The 22,039-nt window shown below is 61.1% G+C and carries 17 protein-coding genes; 7 read left to right on the forward strand and 10 right to left on the reverse strand.

The features are described 5' to 3' along the window. Positions 1 to 227: 227 nt before the first annotated feature. A complete protein-coding gene (locus K3G63_RS06980; RefSeq protein ID WP_220613333.1) occupies positions 228 to 3,464 on the forward strand; it encodes an AsmA-like C-terminal region-containing protein in 3,237 nt (1,078 codons plus the stop codon). Positions 3,465 to 3,514: 50 nt separating this feature from the next. Here the strand turns inward: K3G63_RS06980 and dgt are convergent, their stop codons facing one another. From dgt to K3G63_RS07010, 6 genes are all read right to left on the reverse strand, one after another. After that, positions 3,515 to 4,936 carry a dGTP triphosphohydrolase gene (gene dgt / locus K3G63_RS06985; RefSeq protein ID WP_220613334.1) on the reverse strand — a complete coding sequence of 474 codons (1,422 nt, stop codon included), beginning with the start codon at positions 4,934 to 4,936 and terminating at the stop codon, positions 3,515 to 3,517. An 83-nt stretch (positions 4,937 to 5,019) separates the two neighbouring features. After that, a complete protein-coding gene (locus K3G63_RS06990; protein WP_220613335.1) occupies positions 5,020 to 5,706 on the reverse strand; it encodes a DUF1361 domain-containing protein in 687 nt (228 codons plus the stop codon). A gap of 122 nt (positions 5,707 to 5,828) precedes the next feature. Then, positions 5,829 to 7,211, reverse strand: a complete 1,383-nt coding sequence (locus tag K3G63_RS06995) for a TolC family protein (RefSeq protein ID WP_220613336.1) — start codon at positions 7,209 to 7,211, stop codon at positions 5,829 to 5,831. Positions 7,212 to 7,339: 128 nt separating this feature from the next. Beyond that, the gene (locus tag K3G63_RS07000; RefSeq protein WP_220613337.1) at positions 7,340 to 8,740 is read right to left on the reverse strand and encodes an HlyD family secretion protein; all 1,401 of its coding nucleotides are present in this window, start codon (positions 8,738 to 8,740) and stop codon (positions 7,340 to 7,342) included. 92 nt (positions 8,741 to 8,832) lie between these two features. Further along, complete coding sequence (locus K3G63_RS07005; protein WP_220613338.1) at positions 8,833 to 10,560, reverse strand: peptidase domain-containing ABC transporter; 1,728 nt, start codon at positions 10,558 to 10,560, stop codon at positions 8,833 to 8,835. A gap of 76 nt (positions 10,561 to 10,636) precedes the next feature. Then, positions 10,637 to 11,314 (reverse strand): TetR/AcrR family transcriptional regulator, encoded by a 678-nt coding sequence (locus tag K3G63_RS07010; RefSeq protein WP_220613339.1) that lies wholly within the window; start codon positions 11,312 to 11,314, stop codon positions 10,637 to 10,639. A gap of 321 nt (positions 11,315 to 11,635) precedes the next feature. Here K3G63_RS07010 and K3G63_RS07015 point away from each other — a divergent pair, with 321 nt between their 5' ends. From K3G63_RS07015 to K3G63_RS07035, 5 genes are all read left to right on the forward strand, one after another. Further along, entirely contained in the window at positions 11,636 to 13,633 is a 1,998-nt protein-coding gene (locus tag K3G63_RS07015) for an ABC transporter substrate-binding protein (RefSeq protein ID WP_220613340.1), read from the forward strand. Positions 13,634 to 13,751: 118 nt separating this feature from the next. After that, positions 13,752 to 15,080 (forward strand): glutamate-1-semialdehyde 2,1-aminomutase, encoded by a 1,329-nt coding sequence (gene hemL / locus K3G63_RS07020; protein WP_220613341.1) that lies wholly within the window; start codon positions 13,752 to 13,754, stop codon positions 15,078 to 15,080. A 245-nt stretch (positions 15,081 to 15,325) separates the two neighbouring features. Then, positions 15,326 to 16,198, forward strand: a complete 873-nt coding sequence (locus K3G63_RS07025; protein WP_220613342.1) for a hypothetical protein — start codon at positions 15,326 to 15,328, stop codon at positions 16,196 to 16,198. 89 nt (positions 16,199 to 16,287) lie between these two features. Then, positions 16,288 to 16,824, forward strand: coding sequence for a dCTP deaminase (dcd, locus tag K3G63_RS07030; RefSeq protein WP_220613343.1), 537 nt, complete (start codon positions 16,288 to 16,290; stop codon positions 16,822 to 16,824). Between the two features lie 217 nt (positions 16,825 to 17,041). Continuing rightward, positions 17,042 to 17,560, forward strand: a complete 519-nt coding sequence (locus K3G63_RS07035; RefSeq protein WP_220613344.1) for a hypothetical protein — start codon at positions 17,042 to 17,044, stop codon at positions 17,558 to 17,560. A 75-nt stretch (positions 17,561 to 17,635) separates the two neighbouring features. Here the strand turns inward: K3G63_RS07035 and gldC are convergent, their stop codons facing one another. Further along, a complete protein-coding gene (gene gldC / locus K3G63_RS07040; protein WP_220613345.1) occupies positions 17,636 to 17,974 on the reverse strand; it encodes a gliding motility protein GldC in 339 nt (112 codons plus the stop codon). Between the two features lie 149 nt (positions 17,975 to 18,123). Further along, positions 18,124 to 19,248 carry a DNA polymerase III subunit beta gene (gene dnaN / locus K3G63_RS07045; protein WP_220613346.1) on the reverse strand — a complete coding sequence of 375 codons (1,125 nt, stop codon included), beginning with the start codon at positions 19,246 to 19,248 and terminating at the stop codon, positions 18,124 to 18,126. A 283-nt stretch (positions 19,249 to 19,531) separates the two neighbouring features. Here dnaN and K3G63_RS07050 point away from each other — a divergent pair, with 283 nt between their 5' ends. After that, complete coding sequence (locus K3G63_RS07050; RefSeq protein WP_220613347.1) at positions 19,532 to 19,978, forward strand: BLUF domain-containing protein; 447 nt, start codon at positions 19,532 to 19,534, stop codon at positions 19,976 to 19,978. Between the two features lie 26 nt (positions 19,979 to 20,004). Here K3G63_RS07050 and K3G63_RS07055 read toward each other — a convergent pair whose 3' ends face one another. Both K3G63_RS07055 and K3G63_RS07060 read right to left on the reverse strand, forming a co-directional pair. Next, positions 20,005 to 21,714: an ATP-binding protein gene (locus tag K3G63_RS07055; RefSeq protein ID WP_220613348.1), complete on the reverse strand. Its 1,710-nt coding sequence runs from the start codon at positions 21,712 to 21,714 to the stop codon at positions 20,005 to 20,007. Beyond that, complete coding sequence (locus tag K3G63_RS07060) at positions 21,707 to 22,033, reverse strand: circadian clock KaiB family protein (RefSeq protein ID WP_220613349.1); 327 nt, start codon at positions 22,031 to 22,033, stop codon at positions 21,707 to 21,709. The genes K3G63_RS07055 and K3G63_RS07060 overlap by 8 nt, the downstream gene beginning before the upstream one ends. Positions 22,034 to 22,039: the final 6 nt, after the last annotated feature.

Consider the following 22,039-nt stretch of genomic DNA (forward strand, 5'->3'; position numbering starts at 1 on the left):
TGCCCTGCCAGCCCAGATAGTGTACCGCCGCACTACCTCCCTTTCAGGCCCTGGCAACCCGTCGGCGGCAACTTATTTCAGAAACCCGACTTGCTCAGGACCGTTCCTAAGAGAGAACGGGGCCGCCGGGGGCTGGAGTTGCTTCTGCTCTGACTCTGCCCCAGACCAGCCGGGTTTTTCTGCGTAGAAGCCCGCGTTGCCCTAACTGTTCTGCTCACTTCCCCTCCATGAAACGTCCTTCCGTCCTCCGGCTGCTGGCTTTTACGGTGCTGGCGCTGCTGATAGCGGGCGTAACGGGCGCATGGCTGGTAGGCACGCGCTGGGGGCAACGGCAGCTGGAGCACCTGATCCGGCAGCGGCTGGCCCAGCAATCCGACCTGGTGCTGGCCCCCTTCGACGTGCGAATTTCTCTGCTGCCCGATTTTCCGCACCTGACGGCTTCACTGCGGCATCTGGTTCTCACGGACACCTCCTACCACCGCGCGGTACCCGTGTTGCGGGTTGGGCAGGCAGATATGCGGCTGGAACTGGGGCAGGCTTGGCGCGGGCAGTTCCGAGTTAGCCATCTGACACTGCGCAACGTGGAGTTTCAGCAGTTCACCGATTCGCGGGGGCACGACTGGGGCCTACGGGGCAAAGGACCGCGCAACACTACCCCTACCCCACCACCCGACTTCGACCTGGATTCGCTGGTAGTTTTCAATTTGCGGGTGCTGGACCACAATGAGCTGCACCGGAGTGGGTTCTCCGCCTACGTCCGGCTGGGCCGGCTCCGGGCTCAGGTGCGCCGGGGCCAGGCGCACGTAGGAGGCCACCTGCAGGGGCAACTGGAGTTTTTACGCAGCGGCCGGGGTAACCTGTTTGAGCAGGAGCCCATTCAGGCCCTGATTCGCTACCAGTATGATTTCCGGCGGCGCCAGGGCACGTTTCTGCAAACCAAAGCTACCCTCAACGGCGACACGGTGCTGGTGAGCGGCACCCACCGCGGGGCGGCGCCCGGCGAGCCGCGGGGGACGTACCTGAACCTGCATTTTCGGGGCAACCAGCCGCTGCTGGAGGTGCTGCACGTGGCCCTGCCCCCCAGCCTCGACCGGTTTCTGGCGGGCGCCCGCAGCCCTAGCCACGCCCGCATTGCCTACACCATCCGCGGCCTAAGCGGCCCCACTACGCGCCCGCGCACGGTGCTGCGCTTTGCCCTCCACAATGCCCAGGTGCGGTGGGCCGACTCGACGCGGCGCATCCGGCGCTGGGATGCGCGCGGAGTATTCGACAATGGCCGTAGCCACTCGCCGCGTACTACCTCCCTTGTGTTTGAGAGGTGCCGCCTGTATTCCGAGGCGGGGGAACTGGATGCGGCCCTGGCCGTGCGCGACTTCACCCGCCCCCGCCTGCACGGCCACGTGCGGGGGCGCACCGAGCTGCAAACCCTGGCCGCAGTTGTAGCGCCCCACCTGTGGCGGGCGCGCAGCGGGCGGGCCTCCCTAAATCTGGACCTCAATGGTACCCTGCCGGAAATTCCGGACCGCACCACGCGCCGCACCTTACACCCCGATTCGCTGCTGCCGCCCATTGCGGCCCGCGGCACGGTGGAGCTGGAACAGGCGGCCTTCGACATCCCGAGCCGCCAGGCCACCATGCGCAACCTGACCGTGCGCGTCCGCCTGCTTGACAGCTTGTGGGTCTTGGAAAACCTGACGGGGCAGCTCAACCGCATGCGGGTGCAAGCCAACGCCACCACCACGCACCTGCTGGCGTACTTCAGCGGCCAGCATCCTACCACCAGCATTGCGGGCACGTTTACCGTCGACGACCTGGCGCTGGGGGAACTGCGCCGCCTGCTGGCTCCGCCCGGAGGCCGGGCCGTGAAATCCCACCCTCAGGCTTCTCGCCCCGGTTACACCCGTAACCAGGAGCTGGCTTCGCGGGCCCTGAATTTACTTCCCCCCGGGCTGCGCCTGAATGTGCGCCTGCGCTGCGGCCGGCTGGTGCTGGCCGCCGATACGCTCTACCAGCTGGCCGCCACAGTGCGCCACAATGGCCACCTCGTGCGGCTGCACCAGCTGCAGGGACAGGTGTGGGGTGGGCAGATAACCGGCGCCATCAGCTGGCCTACCGATACGCTGAACCTGCAGCCGGTTGCGGCCCGCCTTGCCGTGCACTTCCCACTGCTGCGCTACGATCAGCTCCTGGCCCGCCTGACGCAACCCTCGCGCAAAGGGCCCACCGCCCCCACCGACGCAACCCTGCGCGAAGTGCTCCTGGCAGCTAACGGCCAGGCCACGGCCACTATTGACCGCCTGGTGTTACCTGGGTCCGACTACCTGAGTACAGTGCGGCTGCTGATCGACAAGAAAGGCCCCGTCTTCCTTATTCCAGCCCTGACTTTTGCCACCAAGGCAGGCGGAACCGGCCGCATTAGTGCTACGGCTCAGTTGGCGGGCACCCACCTGACCCATGCCCGCGCCGACCTTGATTTGCGCTACCAGACCCTGGATGTGCAGCACTTGCTGCAACTATTAGCGGCCCTGAGTACGGTACCACCGTCTACCTCGGAGGTAGGGCCCCGCGCCCGTAAGTCCGCCGGCTCGCCTTCTCCCTTCCTCGACGGCACCATTACCGGGCGGGTCCACGTCAGGGCACAGGAAGTGCAGTATGGGGCGCTGCAAGGGCAGCAGTTTCAGCTCCGCAGCCAGTTGCTGGCGGGGCAGGCCCGCGTGGAAGAGTGCTCGATGCAGGCATTTGGGGGTACGCTACGGCTGCGTGGCACTATGCAAACCAACGCGGGTAGCGGCCACCACCCCCTGCACGCCCAACTGCAGCTGCGCGCCATTCAGCTGCCCGAGCTGTTTAAACTGGCCACGGCCCTGGGCTTTGAAGTGCTGGGTCCCGAGAATATCCGGGGCACCATGCAGTGCGGGGCCGACGTGCACACGGACCTGGACAATTCTTTTCTGCCACAGCTGGCCGTTACCCGTGCCTTTCTGCGCACCGACCTCCGTGAACTGGAGCTGATGGATGTCGAAGCTGTTACCCAAGCCCTGAAAATGCTGAGTGAAAAGCGCACCAGCCACCTCTACTTCGAGCCGGTACAGCCCCGGTTTGTACTGGATGGCAGCCGCCTGCTGATTCCGCACCTGGGCCTGAGCAGCAACCTCACCGACATGACCATCAGCGGCGAGTACTACCTTACCGGCAAAGCCGACCTGTACGTGGGCCTGAGCCCGTTGCAGGCCCTGCTGGGCAACAACCGCAAACGCATTGCCCGCATCCAGAGCGGCGAAGCGGCCGAGCGGCCCAACCGCGGCCTACTATACGTGAACCTGCAGCGGGAGCCGGGCTCCCGCTACAAAGTGCGGCTTTTCCAAAAGCAGGAGCAGCAGGCCCAGCAGCGCGCCCTGCAGCAGCAGTACCAGCACCTCCTGCAGCGGCAGCCACTGGATACTACCCTACGCCTGCTGCAGTAACGCTGGTCTGCCGGCAGGCCATCCGCAGAGCCAGGCCGATATTCAGCCGCTTAAAACCGCCGGGGCAGCTCAATGCCGCGGATGGCCCGGAACAGGCTGCTGGCGTTATGGTCCGTCAGCCCCCCGATGTAGTCCGTCAGCAGCACAATCTGCTCGTAGGCAGAGGCCTGCTGCTGGTGGCCGGTAGCCCGGAACTGCTCGGGCAGCAGCTGCACTACCTTGCGGGAGCGGGCTGTTTCCTGCGGATCGAAGATGGCGTGCAGAAACGCATCGAGCAGGCCCGCCAGCACCTCGAAGCCGGCGGCCTCGGTTTCCAGCACCGGCCGGCTGTGGTAGAGGTGCTCGACCGTCAAGTGGTGCATGTGCTGGAGCTGCTCCCAGCAGTCGAGCTGCTGTACCAGGGGCTCATCGGAACGGCCCCGGAGCAGGTCAGCGGCCCGATCGGCGAACAGGCGGGCGGTTTGCTGCACCAGGCGGTTAATCAGCCGGGCGCGCAGGTAGCCCAGCTCCTCGCGCCAGTCGCGCCACTCTACCGTGCCACGACGGCCGGGCGCGTCGCCCAGCAGCTCGCGTAACAGGGCCAGCCCCGTCTGGCAGGGAATCAGGCCCAGCTTCAGGCCATCCTCAAAGTCGATAATGCGGAAGCACAAATCATCGGCGGCTTCCACCAGAAAGGCCAGCGGGTGGCGGTGGTAGAAGCCGCCCAGGTCGGTACCCGGCGGCTTGGGCAGCAGGCCCAGCTCCCGGGCTACCTCTTGAAAGCGGGCGGCTTCGGTTTGAAAGTAGCCGTACTTTTTTTCGCTGGTGCCGCGGGTCAGGCCGGCTTCTTCCACGATAGAGGGCCGCGGATACTTGGTAAAGGCTCCGAGGGTAGCATAGGTCAGCCCCAGCCCGGCCGAGCCGCTGCTGTGGGCCGCGTAGGTATGCGTCAGGACCCGAAACCCGGCCGCGTTGCCCCCAAACTGCTGCAGGTCAGTCCGCTGGGCGGGGTTCAGCACCCGCACGAACGGTTCGGCGGCGGCGCTGCGGAAGTAGGCCGAAATGGCGTCTTCGCCGGCGTGCCCGAAGGGTGGGTTGCCAATGTCGTGGGCCAGGCAGGCGGCGGCCACAATGTCGCCGAAGTCACTGTCGAGGTGGGGCAGGCGCCGGCCAAGGTCGGGGGTTTCTTCGAGTAGCAGCCGGCCCCCGAGTCGGCCGAGTGAGCGGCCCACGCAAGCCGTTTCCAGAGAGTGCGTCAGGCGGGTGTGCACGAAGTCGGTTTCGGGCAGGGGCAGCACCTGCGTCTGGCGCTGCAGCCGCCGGAACGCCGTGCTGAAGACTACCCGGTCGTAGTCCTGCACGAAAGCCCCGCGTACGGGGGGAGCATCGGTTACCACGTGTAGCTGGGGCTGCTCGGGGTAGCGGCGGCGGCTCAGCAGCCGCTCCCAGCTCATGGTCGGCGCGTCGGACGAATCGGTTTGGAGGTGCATCATCGGAGAGACAAGGTACGATGCTCGGGTAAATCATCTGCCAGCCCCGATAAGCGACTGTGGTGCCCCAGCGCCGAAACTCCGGACTACTCGGTGTGGTGCGGGCGGCCCAGCAGCCGCACCGTGGCGTAGCCCAGCAGCAGAAAGACCCCGTACAGCAAGGTTACGCCCCAGGTATCCCGGTGCACCGTGGGGTGCAGCACCCGGGAAATGATGTCGTAAAAGAGAGCGAGCGGGTTGGTTAGCACGTCCCAGCTGTTAAAGCGCAGGTAGCGGCCCAGGTACACCCCGAAGCTACTCAGCAGCAGCGCCACGGTGGCAAACACCCAGCCGGCCCACCAGCCCAGGCGGCGCGTCACGAGCACCTGCATGTCGGTCAGGGAAGCGTACGCCAGCATCAGCCCGTTCCAGGCGCAACTCAGAATCAACGCCAAGTCATACCAGTAGGGCGCGTCGGGGCGGGGTTCCAGGTGAAATAAATCGGTGAGAATGTAGGGCGCGTTGGGGAAGAACAGCAGCCACACCACCCCTACCGGCAGCAGCACCCGGGCTTTTAGCCGTCCTGCCGAAAGCCCCAGCATGGTGCTTAGTCCAAACGGAATAAGCGCCAGAAACAGATTCCAGAGCAGAAAGACAAAGGAAATCTTGTGGGTGATGAATACCCGGAAGGTGATGAGCAAAACGCTCAAGGCCAGCGAGGCGCCCAAAATCAGCAGCAGATTCAGGCGCTGGCGCAACTGGGGTACCGATAAGGTAGCAACGGACATCGACATACTCACTGGGTAGATATTTTTAACCGCTGCCAGTAACGGATTGTTGCGGCCGCGCATTGCACGGCGCGCCACAAAATCAGGCGCTGGGCGGGGCTGAAATGTACAGAATGTCCGACTGCCAACTAGTTAGCCGTTCCGCCGGCTGCCCAGCGCAGGGTAGCCTGGGTTTGGGCGTACTTGCTCTGCAGCTCCGCCAGCTTTACCCGCGCCGACACCAGACTGGCCTCGCGGGAGTTGATCAGGAACACGGAGCTTTCCCCGTTTTCGAAACGGATTTGCTCGCCATTGCGCAGCTGCTCAGCGTTGCGTACTACCTGCTCCTGCAAGGCCAACTGCTCGCGCAGGGCTTCCCAGTCGTTGGCTACGGTGCGCACGGTAGTCTGCACCTCGCGGGTGTCCTGCTGCAGGTCCAGCTCGGCTTCGCGCACTTTCAGACGGTTGAGCTGCAGCTTGGCCCGCTCTTGCCGCAGCAGCAAGGGGTAGGCGAAGCTCACACCCAGCTTGTAGTTATTTTCGAGGTAGCTGCCGCTCAGGCTGGCGGCTTTTTCGGGGTTGAAGGGCTGACCGGCCTGCAGCAGGTTGTAATCGAGGGTGAGCTTGGGCAGCAGCTTATTAGTCAGCAGGCGCTGCTCCACCCCGAGTTGGCTAAGCTTGGCGCGGTTCTTCTGCAAGTCCGGATGAATCTGCTGGGCCTGCCGGGCCAGGGCGGCTACCGAGTCGGGGGCGAGGGTGCGCCAGTCGGTGGGGCCGGGCAAGGGCTGGGGCACGGCCGCCGGGGGTAGGTCGAGGGGTTGCTGCTGGTCGTCCCAGAGGTAGTTGCTCAGCAGGAGGGTAGCATTGCGGAACTGCACCCGCGCCTGGCTAAGCGTAGCCTGGCGGTTCTGCATTTCCGTGAGGGCCTCCACTGAGTCGATGGCGGCCAGGTCACCGAGCAGCACGCGCTGGCGCACCGCCCGAAAGCGCACGTTGGCCAGGCCCGCATTCCGATCCAGCAGTTGCAGGCGCTGGTAGTTCAGGCTCCACTCCCAGTAATCTTTGGCCGCCTGGAGCAGCAGCTTATTCAGGGCACTGCGCCGCTCCGCTTCTGCCAGTCCGCGCAGGGCCTGGGCCTGGCGCACGGCGGCCCGGCGCTCATCAATCAGCAAGCCCTGCGCCAGCGGCACCGATATGCCTACGTAGCTCAGGCCGGCCGGCGAGGTGTAGTTTTCGGGGTTCACGTACGTGCCCACGCCTCGCTCGAAGCCCGCTTTTACATCGAGGCCGTACCACACCGGAATGCGCAGCTGGGTGTCCCAGTCGTGGAAGTACTCTTTGCCTTTGAATGTCTTGCCATAGTACTTGCTGGTAGCTGCGGGGTCGAACAGGCCGCGGGCATAGCGCACCTCTTGCTGGGCGCGCTCGGGTAGCAGGCCAGCCTGCCGGGCCACCGGGTGGCGCAGGGCCACGTAATTCAGCAGGTCGGCCAGCGTGAACACCTGCCCCGAATCGGGGGGAGCTGCCGCCACAGGGGTAGGCTGAGCCCACACGGGGACCCAGGCAAGCCAGAGCACCAAGAGCAGCAAGGCCCTACCCCGTCCGGCAGGCCCAAGCCGCAAGCGCCCCATGCAACGGGTGGCCCCTAATCCTATGCGCTTCATTTCGCTTCCTCCTCTCCTCCGCTGTCCGCGGACTTATCGGCTTTCTTGGCTTCTTTCCCGCCTTTGCCGGCATCAGTTGGATTACCCACGAAATTGGGGGGGAAGCCGTTCAGCTGGCGCCAGAGCTCGTACCAGATGGGCACGTTATCCAGCAAGGCCCAGCCGTACACTCCGGAGCCTACCCGCAGGGGCTTCGGCCAGGCTTCCAGCTCAGGGTCGGGGGTAACCAGAATGCGGTACTGGCCCTGAGAGTCGATGTTATCGATGACGGCGACGCGGCCCCCGAAGGTACCGAAGCTGGTGCCGGGCCAGCCGCTGAACACCAGGGCCGGCCAGCCATCAAACTGCAGGCGCACCTTGCGGCCCACGCTCAGGAGCGGAATATCCATGGGCTTCACGTACAGCTCGGCAGCCAGGGCCGTGGTATGCGGCATAACCGTTACGACGGCCTCCCCTTCCTTTACAATTTCGCCTAGCCCTTCCTTCAGGGCCCGCACTACGTAGCCATCCTGCGGGGCCGTAATGTGGTAGTAGCCCGAGCGGATGCTGAGGTTGGCCAGCTCGTTGCGCATCTTGGCAATTTGGCCTTCGGAGTCAAACTGGTAGGCCGTAGCCGAGCGCCGGTCCGACTCCGATTTGGCTATCTTGTCTTGGTACTCGGCCTGCAACGAAGAAAGCTCCAGCTGCGCATTCACCAGCTCCTGGCGGGAGGCTCCCAGCTTGTTTTCCACGGCCTGGCGCTTGGCCGTGCTTTCCTGAAACTTCAGGCGGCGCTGCTCCAGCTCGGTCAGGCTTTTGAGGCCCTGTTGGTAGAGAGCTTCCTGGCGGGCCAGCTGCTGGCGGGCAATATCAAAGTCGTTGGTGGCGGCGCGCAGCTCGGCCTCGTCGCTGTTGACCTTCAGGCGGGTCTGGGTTACTTTGTTGCGGGCCTTATCGAGGCTTACGCGTAGCCCCTGGCGCAGGGCTTCCTGCTGGGAGCTTAGCGCCACGGTTTTGCCACGGTTTTCCTCCAGGGCCGCAATTTTGGCTTCCAGCTGCTCGCGGGTGCGCTGCAACAGCTGCGGATCAAAGTACTTGTCTTTGATTTCGGCAATGTCGACCAGGGTGTCCCCTTTTTTCACCTGCTGGCCCTCGCGCACTCGCCACTGCTGGATACGGCCGGCAATGGTGCTGGGTACGGTTTGGGGCCGGTCTTGAGGGCGTAGCGTAGTCAGGCGGCCGGTAGAGCGGATGTTCTGGGTCCAGGGCAAAAACCCCATTAGGAAAATTCCTATTCCGAGCCCCCCCAGCCAACGGGCAAGGGTGCGGCCGGCGGTCGGCGTCTGCACGCGCGCAAAAGAGCGGAAACGCGCCGTCAGGGGGTTGGTTTCTTCCAGCGGATGTTCAGCAAAAGGCATATAAAACGAGTGCTGATGAAGATGAATGAGAAGTAAGTGCGGCCACAAGGGGCCGGGCAGAAATGAGGCGGCCGTTAGCCGGGGCAGCGCCTCTACAGCAGGTCCTGCAGCTCGGGCTGCTGCGAGAGGGTAGCAAATGTGCCGTCGGCTACCACACGGCCGCCGCGCAGCAGGGCCAGGCGGGGGCACAGCCCGAGTACCCGTAGGTCGTTGGAGGCCACAATAACGGTCCAGGAATTACTGGGCTCCAGCACCCGGCTAAGCACGCGCAGGCGCTCTGCCGGCTCCACCCCGGGCAGGAAGGTATCCAGGAGCAGCAGGCGGGGGCGGCGCACCAGGGCCCGGGCCAGCAGCAGCTTCTGGCGCACACTATCGGAGAGCGGAGTGCCTACCCCAATGGGCGAGTTAAGGCCCTGCTGCCGGGCGTAAAGGTCGTCGCGCAGCCCCACCAAGTCCAGAGCCCAGGCCACATCTTCCGGGCTGATGCTGGCCTGGTCGAGGGTCAGGTTCTGCAGCAGCGTACCCTCGAAGAGGTTTTGGTACGAGACATTGTCGCCGACGTGGTTGCCCAGCGCCTCGCTGGATATGTCCTGCAGAGCCAGACCATCGTAGGCAACTACCCCCGTGTAGCCATCCAGCAGGCCAGCCAGGATTCGTAGCAGCGTGGTTTTGCCCGAGCCATCGGAACCGGCCAACCCCAGGTGTTCCCCGGGTGCCAGGGTCAGGCTGACATCCTGCACGGGCAGCTTGTGCCCGCCGGGGTACTGGTAGGTCAGGTTGCGCACTTCTACCCGCAGCCCCGTCGGGGTGCTGGGCAAGGGCAGATTTACCCCCTGCCGGGCGGCCACCACGGGCAGGTCCAGCACGTGCCCGATTTTATCGAGCGAGGTAAGGGCGTCGTACACCACGTCGAGCTTGAGCAGCACCTTTTCCACCGCCGATATGGTGAGAATAATGATGATTTCGGCAGCCACAAACTGCCCGATGTTAATTTGCTTGTTGATCAGCAGCCAGCAACCCAGAATGAGCAGGGAGGCAGTAATTAGGGTTTTAAAGGCCACAAAGCCCCAGAACTGGGTGAGCAGTACGCGGAAATGGCTCTGGCGGGCGCCGAGGTAGCCTTCCACCAGCGTATCGGTGCGGTTGAGGGCCATTTGCTGGCGCGGCGCGTGGCGGAAGGTGTGCACCGTGCGGGCTACGTCTTCCAGCCAGGCCACTACCCGGTACTTGTATTTCGACTCGGCGAGGCTGGTTTTAAGGCCATTCGGACCGGTGAAGCGCACCATCAGGGCCAGCAGCGCAACCAACAGCACGCCGAAGGCAATGAAGATGTAGTGGTAAAAGGACAGCAGAATCAGACCGAAGAGAATTTGCAGCGCTGCCGCTGAAAACTCAATCAGCAGCGTGGACAGGCCTTTTTGCAGGGTGGGCGTATCCAGCAGGCGGTTGACCAGCTCAGGCAGGTACTGGCCGTCCAGCGACTCGGTGCGGACCCGCGGCAGGCGCACGGCAAAATCGAAGCTAACCCGGGCAAACAGGCGCTGCTGGATAAACTCAACCAAGTAGAGCTGCATTACCTGCAAGGCCCCTACCAGGAACGTCCCGAAGACAATAAAGCCAATGAGTACAATCAGGGAGGTACTCACGTCGCCGCTGCTCACGAAGCCAATAACGGACTGCACGCCCAGCGGCAGCGTCAGGCTAATTAGGCCTGCCAGGGCCGCGTACACGTAGAGATACACAATGTCGCGGCGCTCGGCAGAAAGCAGGCGCAGCAGGCGCTGGCCCGGCGTAAGCGCAGGTTCTTGATGATCGGCCATGAATGCAATAGAAGGTTGAAAGCGTAAGCGTCAGAGGGTAAGAAGATCGTTGTGCAGGGGCATTTCGCCCGGGTACTTAGGTAGCCGGCGGGGGCTGGCTGAGGGTTCCGAACAAAAGCCCGTGCAGGAAATCGTACAGAGTATTTTCGGTGGTTTCGGTCAGGGTAGGCAGGTGCTGGGAAAAAAACAACTGCTTCCGCGCCTCTTCCAGGAGGGTGCTGGCCAGCGCCTGGGGGTAGGCGTAGTCGGGGTTTAATTCGCGCAGCACGCCGGCTATATCTGCCACCAGGCAGTGGTATTCCCGGAACAGGCCCGCGCGGTGGTCCTCGTCGACGCAGCGAATCAGGTAGGCTTTGGATGCCTCGCTTACCACCAGCCGGTACAGGGCCGCCTCGTCCAGGTCGGTGGTGGTAGGGTCGTCGCGGTGGGCCTGGGTCAGAATGCTCAAAATCAGGTGCAGCCGCTGGGCCGCGCTGGGTATGTTATGGATGTGAAACCGAATCCGGAACCGGAGCCAGGCCCAGTGCCAGGAGACCAGGTAGCCCAGCAGGCGGTGCTTGTTTTCGAAATAGCGGTACAGGGAGGCCTCCGTGGAAGCCATGCGCTGGGCCAGCTTGCGGAAGGTGAACTGCTCCAGGCCGATTTCATCCATCAGCCGGATACTCTCCGCTATCATGCGCCGACCCAGCTCGGTTTCTTGGGGGTCGCGCAGGTATAGGCGGTGGGGAATGTCTATGCGCAGCGACGTATTCATACTAGATATGCTATGTGGCCCTGGAGTAAACACTATTACGCATGATAGCTTTACTTTCCTACGCGCCGCATGCGAGTAGCCCGCGACCTGGTGAGCCCACGTTTCCTGTTCTCCAAACTTCTCTGCAAAGGTACTCTGTTGCCATACCGCTCAGCTTAAGACCGGATTAAATGGAACTTAAGTTTTCATTAAAAATGCGCCCCTAAGCCGCCTTTAGCTTCCGGCATATCTTCCCCAGCGTATCTGCGTACCTTTGCCGGGCGAGCCGTAGCGTTGCGGCCTCGCAGTTTCTCCCGCCTACCTGATTTGGCTCCTCGGTATATGAGGTCGTACTCTCTCCTGTTTGTTACCGTATTCTGCAGCAGTGTTGCGCTGTCAGCTCCTGCGTGGGCCCAGCAAGCGCCCGCTAAGAAGCCGGCTCCTACCCCCACTCCTGCCAGCAAGGTCACTACGCCAGCTCCTACCCGTCCGGCTCCTACCAGCCCCACCAAGCCCGCTCCGGGTGCCACTGCCAAACTAGCCCCGGCCAAGCCAGCTGCTACAACCACTACGGCTACTAAGGCCGCGGCTCCTGCCACCAGCAAGGCGGCCGCACCGGCAACCAAGCCTGCTACCTCACCTACTACCTCCAAGCCTACTGTAACGGCCGCGCCGAAGCCTACGGGCCCGCCGCTGCCCGCCAACATGGGCTCCAGCGACCCAGCCACCCGCTACAAAAACGGCAAAACCCTGCTCGACCAAACCCGCTACGACCTGGCCATGCAGGAGCTGCTGCCCATTACGGCGGCTACCAGCAAGTTTCAGCAGGCTCCTGAAGCGGCTTACCTCTACGCCGTAGCCGCCAGCCGGGCTAAAAAATGGGCCGAGGCAGAGCAGATGCTCAACTTGCTCCGCACGGAGTACTCGCAGTGGTCTGCGCTGCCGGAGGCTTTCTTTCTGCAGGGGCAGGTTTCCTTCGAGCAAGGCGACTTCGACAACGCCCTGCGCGTGCTCAGCCAACTTCCGCCCGACCGTTTGGCCACGGAGCGTGAGAATATGAAGGCAGCGTACCTGCCCCGCATCAAAGACAAGGCTACCTTCCAGAACCTGCTGAAAGCCTACCCCCAGGATGCAACCCTGGCCCGCGCCTATGCCGATAAGCTTGCCAACGGCGGCTGGTACACCGAAGCCGATAAGCCCCAGCTCGATCAGCTGATTACCCAGTTTGCCCTCGACCGGAGCCGGTATACTCCTCGCCCGCGGGCGCTCAAAAAGAGCACCTATAACATTGGGGTCCTCCTCCCCTTCGAGTTTGACGATACCAGCTGGGAAACGCGGCGCAAAAATCAGTTCGTTACTGACCTGTACGCAGGCATGCGTCTGGCCCAGGACTCGTTGCAGCGTGAAGGCCGGCCGGTGCAGCTATTTGCCTACGATACCGGCGCCGACACCCTCCAGCTGAAGCAAGTGCTGGCCCTACCCGAGCTAGCGGGCATGGACCTGATTATCGGCCCGGTGTATAAATCAGGCAGTAAGATTCTGGCCCGCTACGCCCAGCAAAAACAGATTGTGGTGGTCAACCCCTTGTCGCAGGACGGCGACTTGGTGCTCGATAATCCCTGGCACTACCTCTTTGAGCCCAGCACTGCTACGCAGGCCCGCCAGGCCGCTCAGTTTGCCTATTCCCGCCTCGGCGGAGCGCGCACGGCCGTGGTGCTCTACGAGGACACGAAAGATGAAACCGCCTTTGGCCAGGCCTACAAGCAAGCCTACGAAGCCCTGGGAGGCCGCGTGCTTCAGCTGCGCCGCATCAACTCCGATGTGGAAGAATCTCTGGCGGCAGGCTTCGCCGGAATTGATCTGAAAACCGTGGGGCATTTGGTAGTAGCTTCCGATGGAAAAAAGGCAGGTCCCTACACCCTGGGCGTCCTCAAGGCCCAGGATGCCCGCGTGCCGCTTATCACCTACGCTTCCTGGCTTGACAACAACCGTATCGGGCTGGGCCAGCTTGATGCCCGCGACGTGTATTTCGTGCATCCCAAGTTTGTGGACCGGACCAGCCCAGGCGTGCGGCGAGTGCGCCAGCTCTACACCCAGCGCCAGAACCTGCCCCCTTCTGTGTTTGCCCTTTCCGGCTTCGAGTTGCTGTACTTCTTCGCCAACCAGCTCCACCTCTACGGTCCGTCGTTTCAGCAGCCGCTGGCCAATGGCGGGCCAGTTTCGGGGGCGGTGTTCCAGGGCATCGGCTACCCCGGCGGCAGCCACGACAACCAGTACGTTCCGCTCACAAAACTAGAGCGGTTGGAGGTGGAAGTCTTGAACCCAGTCGGGATTCGATAGGTTTTACTACTAGCGCGAAGCTCCAACTTTGCGCCCTGCTGAACCGCCTTTTTGAGCTGTTCTTCGAGTACCGTTCACTGATATGCGAAGCTGGAGCTTCGCACTACATTCTGCTTTTATGGAATCCTCCCATCTTACTACTACCTCCGAGCTGACCCTGACGACCAGCGACGAGCTGTTTACCCGCGCCAAAAACCACATTCCGGGCGGGGTTAACTCGCCGGTACGGGCGTTTCGGGCGGTAGGCGGCCACCCCGTGTTTATGCAGTCGGCCAACGGGGCCTGGCTAACCGACGTGGACGGCAACCGCTACCTTGATTTCATCAACTCCTGGGGCCCAATGATTCTGGGCCATGCCCCGCAGCTGGTGCTGGATGCCGTGCAGCAAGCGGTGCAGGGTTCGTTGTCGTTCGGGGCGCCCACGCGCCGTGAGGTGGAAATGGCGGAGCTTATTAAGCAGATGGTGCCCAGCATCGAAAAAGTGCGCCTGGTAAACTCGGGCACGGAGGCCACTATGTCGGCTATCCGGGTGGCGCGCGGCTACACCGGCCGCAACAAACTCATCAAATTCGAAGGCTGCTACCACGGCCACGGCGACTCCTTCCTGATTGCTGCCGGCTCGGGTGCCCTAACCCTGGGGGCCCCCGACTCGCCGGGCGTAACCCAGGGCGTTGCCCAGGATACCCTCACGGTTCCTTACAACGACCTGGCTGCCGTAGAAACGATACTTGCAGCCAACGAAGGCCAGGTAGCGGCCCTGATTCTGGAGCCTGTAGTGGGCAATATGGGCCTGGTTGCCCCGCAGGAGGGCTACCTCCAGGGCTTGCGTGCACTGTGCACCCAGCATGGCATCGTGCTTATTTTCGATGAGGTGATGACCGGCTTCCGCCTCGCCCGGGGCGGCGCGCAGGAGCTCTACGGCATCACGCCCGATATGACGACCTTAGGCAAAATCATTGGGGGCGGGATGCCGGTAGGTGCCTACGGAGGCCGCCAAGACATCATGGACAACGTGGCTCCTGCAGGTAAGGTGTATCAGGCTGGCACGCTCTCCGGCAACCCCATTGCCACGGCGGCCGGCATTGCCCAGCTTTCCTACCTCAACGAGCACCCCGAACTCTACGACGAGCTGAACCGCATCACCACACGCATTGCCGATGGCACCCGCCAGATTTGCGCCGACCTGGGCCTGAACTACACCGTTAACCAGGTAGGCTCCATGTTCAGCGTGTTTTTCACCAGCCAGCCCGTCACGGACCTGGAATCGGCTAAGACTTCGGACACGGAAGCCTTTGGGCGCTACTTCCGGGCCATGCTGCACCGCGGCATCTACCTGGCCCCGGCTCAGTATGAAGCCCTATTTGTCAGCACGGCCATTACCGATGACCTGGTAGACCACTACCTCACTGCCTGCCGCGAGTCGATGAAAGAAGCCCACGGATTGTAACCACTATCCTGGGGTAGGGCGTGCTACGAAGGGCCGCCCCCACTATCCGCTCTGACTACTGGCCTACCCCTGGCTCCCAGCAAGCCCTGGCTTTTAACACGAAGCCAGGGCTTGTTGGCTTTAGGAATCATCGCACAGCGCGAGAAGAACTCGGATAGCCTGTCCAGATTTTTGCGGCTTCCGTGCACTTTCCCCCTCAGCACATTCTCAAATTCCCGACCTTTGCCCCAAATTAATCCTGCACTATGTTCCGATTTCGTCAGTTGCTACTGCTGTTTGTCCTGCTGTGGCTTGCTGTACCGGCCGTGCTGCTGGCCCAAACTGAAGCGCCCGCGGCGGCTAACAAGCGCCTCTTCGACCGCACCGTCGACGAGCTGAATTTCCGCACGATGGAGACCGTGTACGATAAGTCTTTCGCGCGGGGCAAGTTTCCAGAATCGTTGCGCTCTGCCAAGGCGCGCAAGGAGTTTGACAACTTCCCCGGCCGCGACGATTTAAAGAAGCTATTTCAGAATTATAATGGCGTATCCGACCGGTTTAAGAGCCGCTTCGGCAGGGGACGCACCGACCTGGTTGAGTTTGAAAAGCAGCTGAACAGCATTCTGGTTGACCGCAACTTCGAGTTCTTCATCCGGGTGCTACCCCGCGACGAACGAGTAGCCCTCATCCGGAGTTTGCAGCGCGTTATCAAGCAGGGCGCCGCCCGGTTCAACGCCTCGGAAGACCCTGCCCCCGAAGACCTGGCCGCCGATGGGGCCGCCGTGCCACCCGCCGATATCGACGCGGCCTCGGCTTCAGCTGCTCCCGCTACCCCCGATGTAGCCGCCGAAGATCCGCAGCCTGAACCCGAGGTAGCCCTGGCTACTCCAGCCACGGGTTACGCGGGCCCCCGGTCCCTCGATTCGGCGCCGCGCCACGACTGGATGGACTACCTCACCTTGCTGCTCTCCGGCAGTTCCCTGCTGCTGCTGCTCTACCTGGTTACCAGCGTGCTGCCCGACCTCCGCACCCGCCTGGATGCGCTGGCAGACGAGCAGGAGCCAACCACCACAACCCGTTCTCGCCGCCGTTCGGCTTCCTTGCCGGAAGACCGCTACGACGATGACGATACCAACTAGAAGCTGACGAGGCCCTGCTTAGCCTTCCGGCAAGAAAGCCAAGGCATACGGCCTGTCTTTCTTCTACCCTAGATTTCTTACTTGAACCCATGATTCTCACCGACCAGCAGATTCTCGCCGAAATGGAGCGGGGCAACATTGTTATTGAACCCTTTGAGCGAGGCTGCCTGGGCACCAACTCCTACGACGTGCACCTGGGCCGCTACCTGGCTACCTACCGCGACGCTGTGCTGGACGCCCGCAAACACAATGAAATCGACGTTTTTGAAATTCCCGAGGAAGGGTTTGTGCTCCAACCCGGCACGTTGTACCTGGGCGTAACCGAGGAGTACACCGAAAGCCACGCCCACGTTCCGTTTCTGGAGGGCAAGAGCAGCGTAGGCCGCCTGGGCATTGATATACATGCTACCGCCGGCAAAGGCGACATCGGATTCTGCAACACCTGGACTCTGGAAATTAGCGTGTCGATGCCGGTGCGCGTGTACCACCTCATGCCGGTAGGCCAGCTAATCTACTTCGCGGTGCAGGGCACCGTCGAGACGCTCTACAACCACAAAGCCAACGCTAAGTACAACGAGCGCACCGTGAAGCCCGTGGAGTCGATGATGTGGAAGAATAAGTTCTAGCGTTTCACGCTTGCTCTGTACTGTCCGTCCGAGTCTTCTGCCTGATAGACAGAATACTCGGACGGACAACTTTTTTTACTTAACTCCTCCTTACTAATCTCTTTCGGAGTAAACTACCTGGCATAGTTTTTCGTTAAGAAAGGACATCCGGCAGGCTTCGCGGCTGATGAAACTTGCTGGTTTTGTTGATCCGACCTGTTCACGATATTCTTTCCCAATGAAAAAGAAATTTGCCGCTGCGGCTGCCTTGGTTGTTGCTTCGCTTGGGGCCCACGCCCAGCAGAAGCCTACCCCGGCCTCGCAGGATAAACCGTCGCAGGCTTCTATCCGCTTGAACCCCGTGCAAGCTCACGCCCGTCAGCTTTCCGACCAGATGGCGCGCGACCTGCGCCTCAATGGGTATCAGAAAACCCGTTTGCAGGCTATTAACGAAGAAAAGCAGGCGAAAATCGTGGCCATCAACCAGAAGAACGCGGGCAACGATAAGCTGATCCAGCAGCAATGCGATGCCGTGTGCAAGGAGCGCGACAAGGAGCTGCAAGCCGTACTTAGCACTGACCAGTACAGCAGCTACTACGACGCACGCCGTCAGTACAACACGTTCAGCATGAACTATAACAAAGCGGCCGACGCCATCTTTGTAAATTCCGTGCAGAACCCCTTGCCGGCCAGCAGCAATGGGGCCACCATTGGTCCGGCCCGTTCCGCTACCCCTGCTACCCGCACCCGACAGTAAGTACTCCTTCTTTATAGAAAAAGCCGCGTCAGATCAATCTGACGCGGCTTTTTTGCTATTATACTCGTCTGAGAATTAGCGCTGCTTGCGCTCTTCTTCCTCGATGTGGTCCATCAGTTGGCGGCACAGGTCGCGCATTTTGGTGGCCATTACGGTGTCGTTGGTGGCAGTTACTAAGCTTTCGGCCATGGCCCCCATGGTATCCACGTAAAAGCGCTTCATTTCATCCACAGGCATTTCCTTGGTCCAGAGGTCGATTTTCATCGTGCCCCGCTCATCCCGGTCCCAGAGGGCAATGTTGATGGCCTTTGCGAAGTGAATATCGGGGCCCGCGTCAGTAGCCGACCAGCTGATGGCCTCGGGCACTTTCTGATCGTCGAGGGCGATGCTGAAGCGGATTTCAGATTTTTTCATGAGGAGAAAATGCTAATAAAAGAGTGTCATCCCGAGCAGAGCGAAGGACCTCTACCCTTAGTAATCACGTATAATTACCTTCTGTAAAGGCCCTTCGCGGCGCTTAGGATGACAGAGAATTCAAAGCTTGCTGGCAGAAGTAACCGGCCTTACACGTAGTTGTTCAGCATCACTGGCATTACCAGCATCAGGATGCTTTCATTGTCGTCGGGGGTAGTAGGCATGAGCAGGCCAGCGCGATTGGGCGTGCTCAACTCCAGCGTGATTTCCTCGGAGTCGATGTTGCTGAGCATTTCAGTCAGGAACTTGGCGTTGAAGCCGATTTCCATGTCCTCGCCGTCGTACTGGCAGGCCAGCTTTTCGTTGGCTTCGTTCGAGAAGTCGAGGTCCTCGGCCGATACGGTCAGCTCCGAGCCAGCCAAGCGCAGGCGTACCTGGTGCGTGGTCTTGTTGGAGTAGATGCTGATGCGCTTCACCGAGTTTAGGAACTCCTGGCGACTGATAATGAGCTTGTTGGGGTTGCTCACCGGAATTACGTTTTCGTAATCGGGGTAGCGCTCATCAATCAGGCGGCACACGAGGCGCATCTGGTTGAAGCTGAAGAAAGCATTGGAGTTATTGAACTCTACTCGCACGGGGGTAGCTTCCGAAGGCAGCGCGCCTTTCAGCAGATTAAAGGCTTTGCGCGGAATGATCAGGTTTGCGGTCTGGCCGGCTCCTACATCGGAGCGGCGGTAGCGAAGCAGGCGGTGGCCATCGGTAGCCACAAACGTCACCTGGTTGTCGGCCAGCTGCACCAGAATACCCGTCATGGCGGGGCGCAGCTCGTCGGTGCTTACCGCGAAGATGGTTTTGTTGATGGCCCGCGACAACGACGACGATGGAATTTCCACCGGAGACGAGCCTTTTACGACTGGCACGCGGGGGAAGTCGGTGGCGTTTTCGCCGGCCAGCTTGTAACGGCCGTTGCTGCTGGCAATTTCAATGGTGTAGGTTTCCTCGTCCAGCGTGAAAGTCACGGGCTGATCGGGCAGGTTTTTCAGGGTATCCAGCAAGATGCGGGCGGGGGCAGCAATGCGGCCGCTTTCCCGGGCTTCTACCGGCAGCTCCGTCATCATGCTGGTCTCCAGGTCGGAGGCCGTAATCGTCAGCTTGCCGTCCTCGATTTCAAAGAGGAAGTTCTCCAGAATCGGCACCACGGGGTTGTTCGTGACCACGCCGTTGATGCTCTGGAGCTGCTTGAGCAGGGCGGAAGACGAGACGATAAATTTCATATAGTAGGGCGGGTTTCGGCTGTTTTTTCGAAGAGGACAAAGATAGGGAACGACAGCGGGTTTGGAAACGGCTTGCCACAATCAGAGTGCCCCGGCCCGAGCGGCCTGAATTCTGCCTCTAGAGCAGTTTCTGCCCCATTCCGGGTTCTGGGTTCCGTGTGGGGTAGTAGTCGGATAAGGGGGTAGGCCATAAAACCAGCAAGCACCGCTATTGCCTTGTAGCAGTAAAAAACTTAATTAGCCTCTTCTCTCCTTCCCTGTATCCCTACCAATAGTCACATTTATGTCGTCACAGGCCCTACATCATCTGGTGTATCAGAGCGTTGCTACTACCCCCATGACGGAGCCCGAACTTGAAATGCTGCTCACGCAGTCGCGCGCCTGGAACGAGGCGCACGGCCTCACGGGCCTACTCTTGTACAGCAACGGCAATATTATGCAGGTGCTGGAAGGAACGCAGGAGGAAGTGCACTACATCTTCAGCAGAATAGAGCTTGACCAGCGGCATTTTGGGGTCACGAAGCTTTCCGATGGCCCTATTCACGGCCGCAACTTCTTCCAGTGGTCTATGGGCTTTCGGGCAGTGAATCCTGAAGCGTTCGGGCAGTTGGCAGGCTACCAGGACCCGGAAAATCCGGCGGCCCACTTAGCTACCTACTCCGAGAATGATAACCTCTCCCTCTACGGGCTCCTGTGTTCTTTTAGCCGGCAGGACGAGGTGTATTGGTAGGCAGACTTACTAAGCGCCTTGCTTTGTTAGTGCTTAAAGTACACGGAGAAGGTAGTCCCCTGCCCTTCCTGGCTTTGCACCTCAATGCGCCCGCCGGCATTATCCACGATTTTCTTGACCATGTACAGCCCAATTCCGCTACCCTCTACATGGTCGTGAAACCGCTGAAACATGGAAAACATTTTGTGGGCGCTTTCCTCCTTCAGGCCCAGGCCGTTGTCCTGAACTTCCAGCAATAAGTACTTCTCCAGCTTGGTGCTTCGGATGTGCACTTGGCTTACCCGCTCCGGCGAGCGGTACTTAAAGGCGTTGCTGAGCAGATTGTAGATAATGCTGCGCAGGTTTTTTTCGGCAAACGAAATGGTGGGGCAACTGCTCACGGTTACCTCCAGCGCGCCACCGGCCTCCTGCACCAGGGGCGCCAAATCCAGGCTGACCTCCCGGATAAGGGTAGCCAAATCTACCGTCGCCACGGGCTGGTCGTTTTCCTTCTGCAGCTTGGTTACTTCGGTCAGGTGCTCAATGGTGCGCTTGAAGCGGTCCACGGAGTCCTGCATCATGTCCAGCAGCAATTCTACCTGCTCTTCACACGGCGTTTCAAGTTCCGACAGCAACGCATGCAAGAGCCCCTCAATGTTGTTGATGGGCGCTTTCAGGTCGTGGGAGGCGGTGTAGATGAAGTTGTCCAGGTCGGCATTGACGCGGGTGAGGCGCTCATTATTTTCCTGAAGCTCGCGCTGGGCCCGGTCGATGCGCTCCTGGGCCAGGCGGTGCTCGTGGATATCGGTGTAGGTACCAATCCACTGAATGATTTCGCCTTGCTCGTTGCGGGAGGGTAGCGCCCGCCCCAGCATCCAGCGGTACTGGCCTAGGTGATTTTTAATCCGGCATTCTACCTCCAGCGCCGTGCCCATCGTCAGGCTGTTCCGCCAACGGGCCATGGCCATCGGCAGATCATCGGGATGGATTTGGCCTTTTATGTCGTTGGCGGATGGAGAGCCGTTGTCATGGCCGGTATAGTAAAACCACTGGCGGTTCAGGTAGGTATTGCTACCGCGGGGGCTGGCCGTCCAGGCAATCTGCGGAATGCCCTCCAGCATGCGGCTGGCCTCGGCCGCAGCCTGCGCAATGGCAGCCTGGGCCTGCTGCTGTTGCTGCAGCTCCTGCTGCTGGCGCTCCAGTAGGTTATTTTGCTGCAGCACCTGCGCCCGAATGTCCTTGATTTCCTGCTGAGCCGACAGGTCGGTGATGATAACTGCCAGCACCGGCATGCCATCAAATTCCAGCACGTTCATCGATACGGAGAACGGCTGCAGTAAGCCCGATTGTACTTGCAACGGCATTTCACCGCGGCTTTTACCCTCCCAGCCTTTTTCCAACAACGCGTTCCAGTAGGCCTGAAACTCCGCCGGCACAAAGCGCAGAAAGGAGCATCCTATTACTTCTTCCAGCAGTAGCCCAAGCAGCCCGGCCAGGCAAGCGTTGCCGTAGAGCACCGTAGCATCCCGGCTTAGCAGCAGCGCCCCTTCGTTCATCTGCTCAATGAGGGTGCGGTAGCCTTGGTCGGCGCTTTGCAGCGTAAAGATGCGGGGCCCCTCGGCGCTCTGCACGGCCAGCGCATCAACGGCCCCCGTGCGAATAGCCGTTATCAGCTCTTCTGCCTCCAGCAGTTGCTGACGCAGCTCCTCATTTTGGCGGAGTAGGTCGGCGGCGCAGGGCTGCTCTTTATCACTCATGGGTGCTATCTGGGCCGGGCGGTGGCGACAGGCCGAGAGCCAGCAGCACCTTATTATGTTCCGAAAGGTCCCCAATCAGACGACGGGCCGGGAGGGGCATTTTTTTAATCAGGGTGGGCGCCGCTATAATCTGATCCTGCTTGGCCAGCTCAGGCCGCTGATAGATATCAATGATCAGCAATTCATAGCGGCTTCTCAAATGTTTTTCGCAGAGGGCCTTGATGTTCTGAACGGCTCGCGTGGAGTTGGGGGTAGCCCCGGTAATATAAAGATGCAGTACGTAGTTGGCAGCATCTTCACTCTGATCATCTGATTCCATCCGTGG

Origin of the sequence: Hymenobacter sp. HSC-4F20 (assembly GCF_019599275.1) — a bacterium.
Taxonomy (GTDB): domain Bacteria; phylum Bacteroidota; class Bacteroidia; order Cytophagales; family Hymenobacteraceae; genus Hymenobacter.

Coding starts and splice junctions, on each gene's coding strand:
- K3G63_RS06980 (WP_220613333.1), top strand. CDS start 228: ATGAAACGTCCTTCCGTCCTCCGGCTGCTGGCTTTTACGGTGCTGGCG.
- dgt (WP_220613334.1), bottom strand. CDS start 4,936: ATGATGCACCTCCAAACCGATTCGTCCGACGCGCCGACCATGAGCTGG.
- K3G63_RS06990 (WP_220613335.1), bottom strand. CDS start 5,706: ATGTCGATGTCCGTTGCTACCTTATCGGTACCCCAGTTGCGCCAGCGC.
- K3G63_RS07000 (WP_220613337.1), bottom strand. CDS start 8,740: ATGCCTTTTGCTGAACATCCGCTGGAAGAAACCAACCCCCTGACGGCG.
- K3G63_RS07005 (WP_220613338.1), bottom strand. CDS start 10,560: ATGGCCGATCATCAAGAACCTGCGCTTACGCCGGGCCAGCGCCTGCTG.
- K3G63_RS07010 (WP_220613339.1), bottom strand. CDS start 11,314: ATGAATACGTCGCTGCGCATAGACATTCCCCACCGCCTATACCTGCGC.
- K3G63_RS07015 (WP_220613340.1), top strand. CDS start 11,636: ATGAGGTCGTACTCTCTCCTGTTTGTTACCGTATTCTGCAGCAGTGTT.
- hemL (WP_220613341.1), top strand. CDS start 13,752: ATGGAATCCTCCCATCTTACTACTACCTCCGAGCTGACCCTGACGACC.
- K3G63_RS07025 (WP_220613342.1), top strand. CDS start 15,326: ATGTTCCGATTTCGTCAGTTGCTACTGCTGTTTGTCCTGCTGTGGCTT.
- dcd (WP_220613343.1), top strand. CDS start 16,288: ATGATTCTCACCGACCAGCAGATTCTCGCCGAAATGGAGCGGGGCAAC.
- K3G63_RS07035 (WP_220613344.1), top strand. CDS start 17,042: ATGAAAAAGAAATTTGCCGCTGCGGCTGCCTTGGTTGTTGCTTCGCTT.
- gldC (WP_220613345.1), bottom strand. CDS start 17,974: ATGAAAAAATCTGAAATCCGCTTCAGCATCGCCCTCGACGATCAGAAA.
- dnaN (WP_220613346.1), bottom strand. CDS start 19,248: ATGAAATTTATCGTCTCGTCTTCCGCCCTGCTCAAGCAGCTCCAGAGC.
- K3G63_RS07050 (WP_220613347.1), top strand. CDS start 19,532: ATGTCGTCACAGGCCCTACATCATCTGGTGTATCAGAGCGTTGCTACT.
- K3G63_RS07055 (WP_220613348.1), bottom strand. CDS start 21,714: ATGAGTGATAAAGAGCAGCCCTGCGCCGCCGACCTACTCCGCCAAAAT.
- K3G63_RS07060 (WP_220613349.1), bottom strand. CDS start 22,033: ATGGAATCAGATGATCAGAGTGAAGATGCTGCCAACTACGTACTGCAT.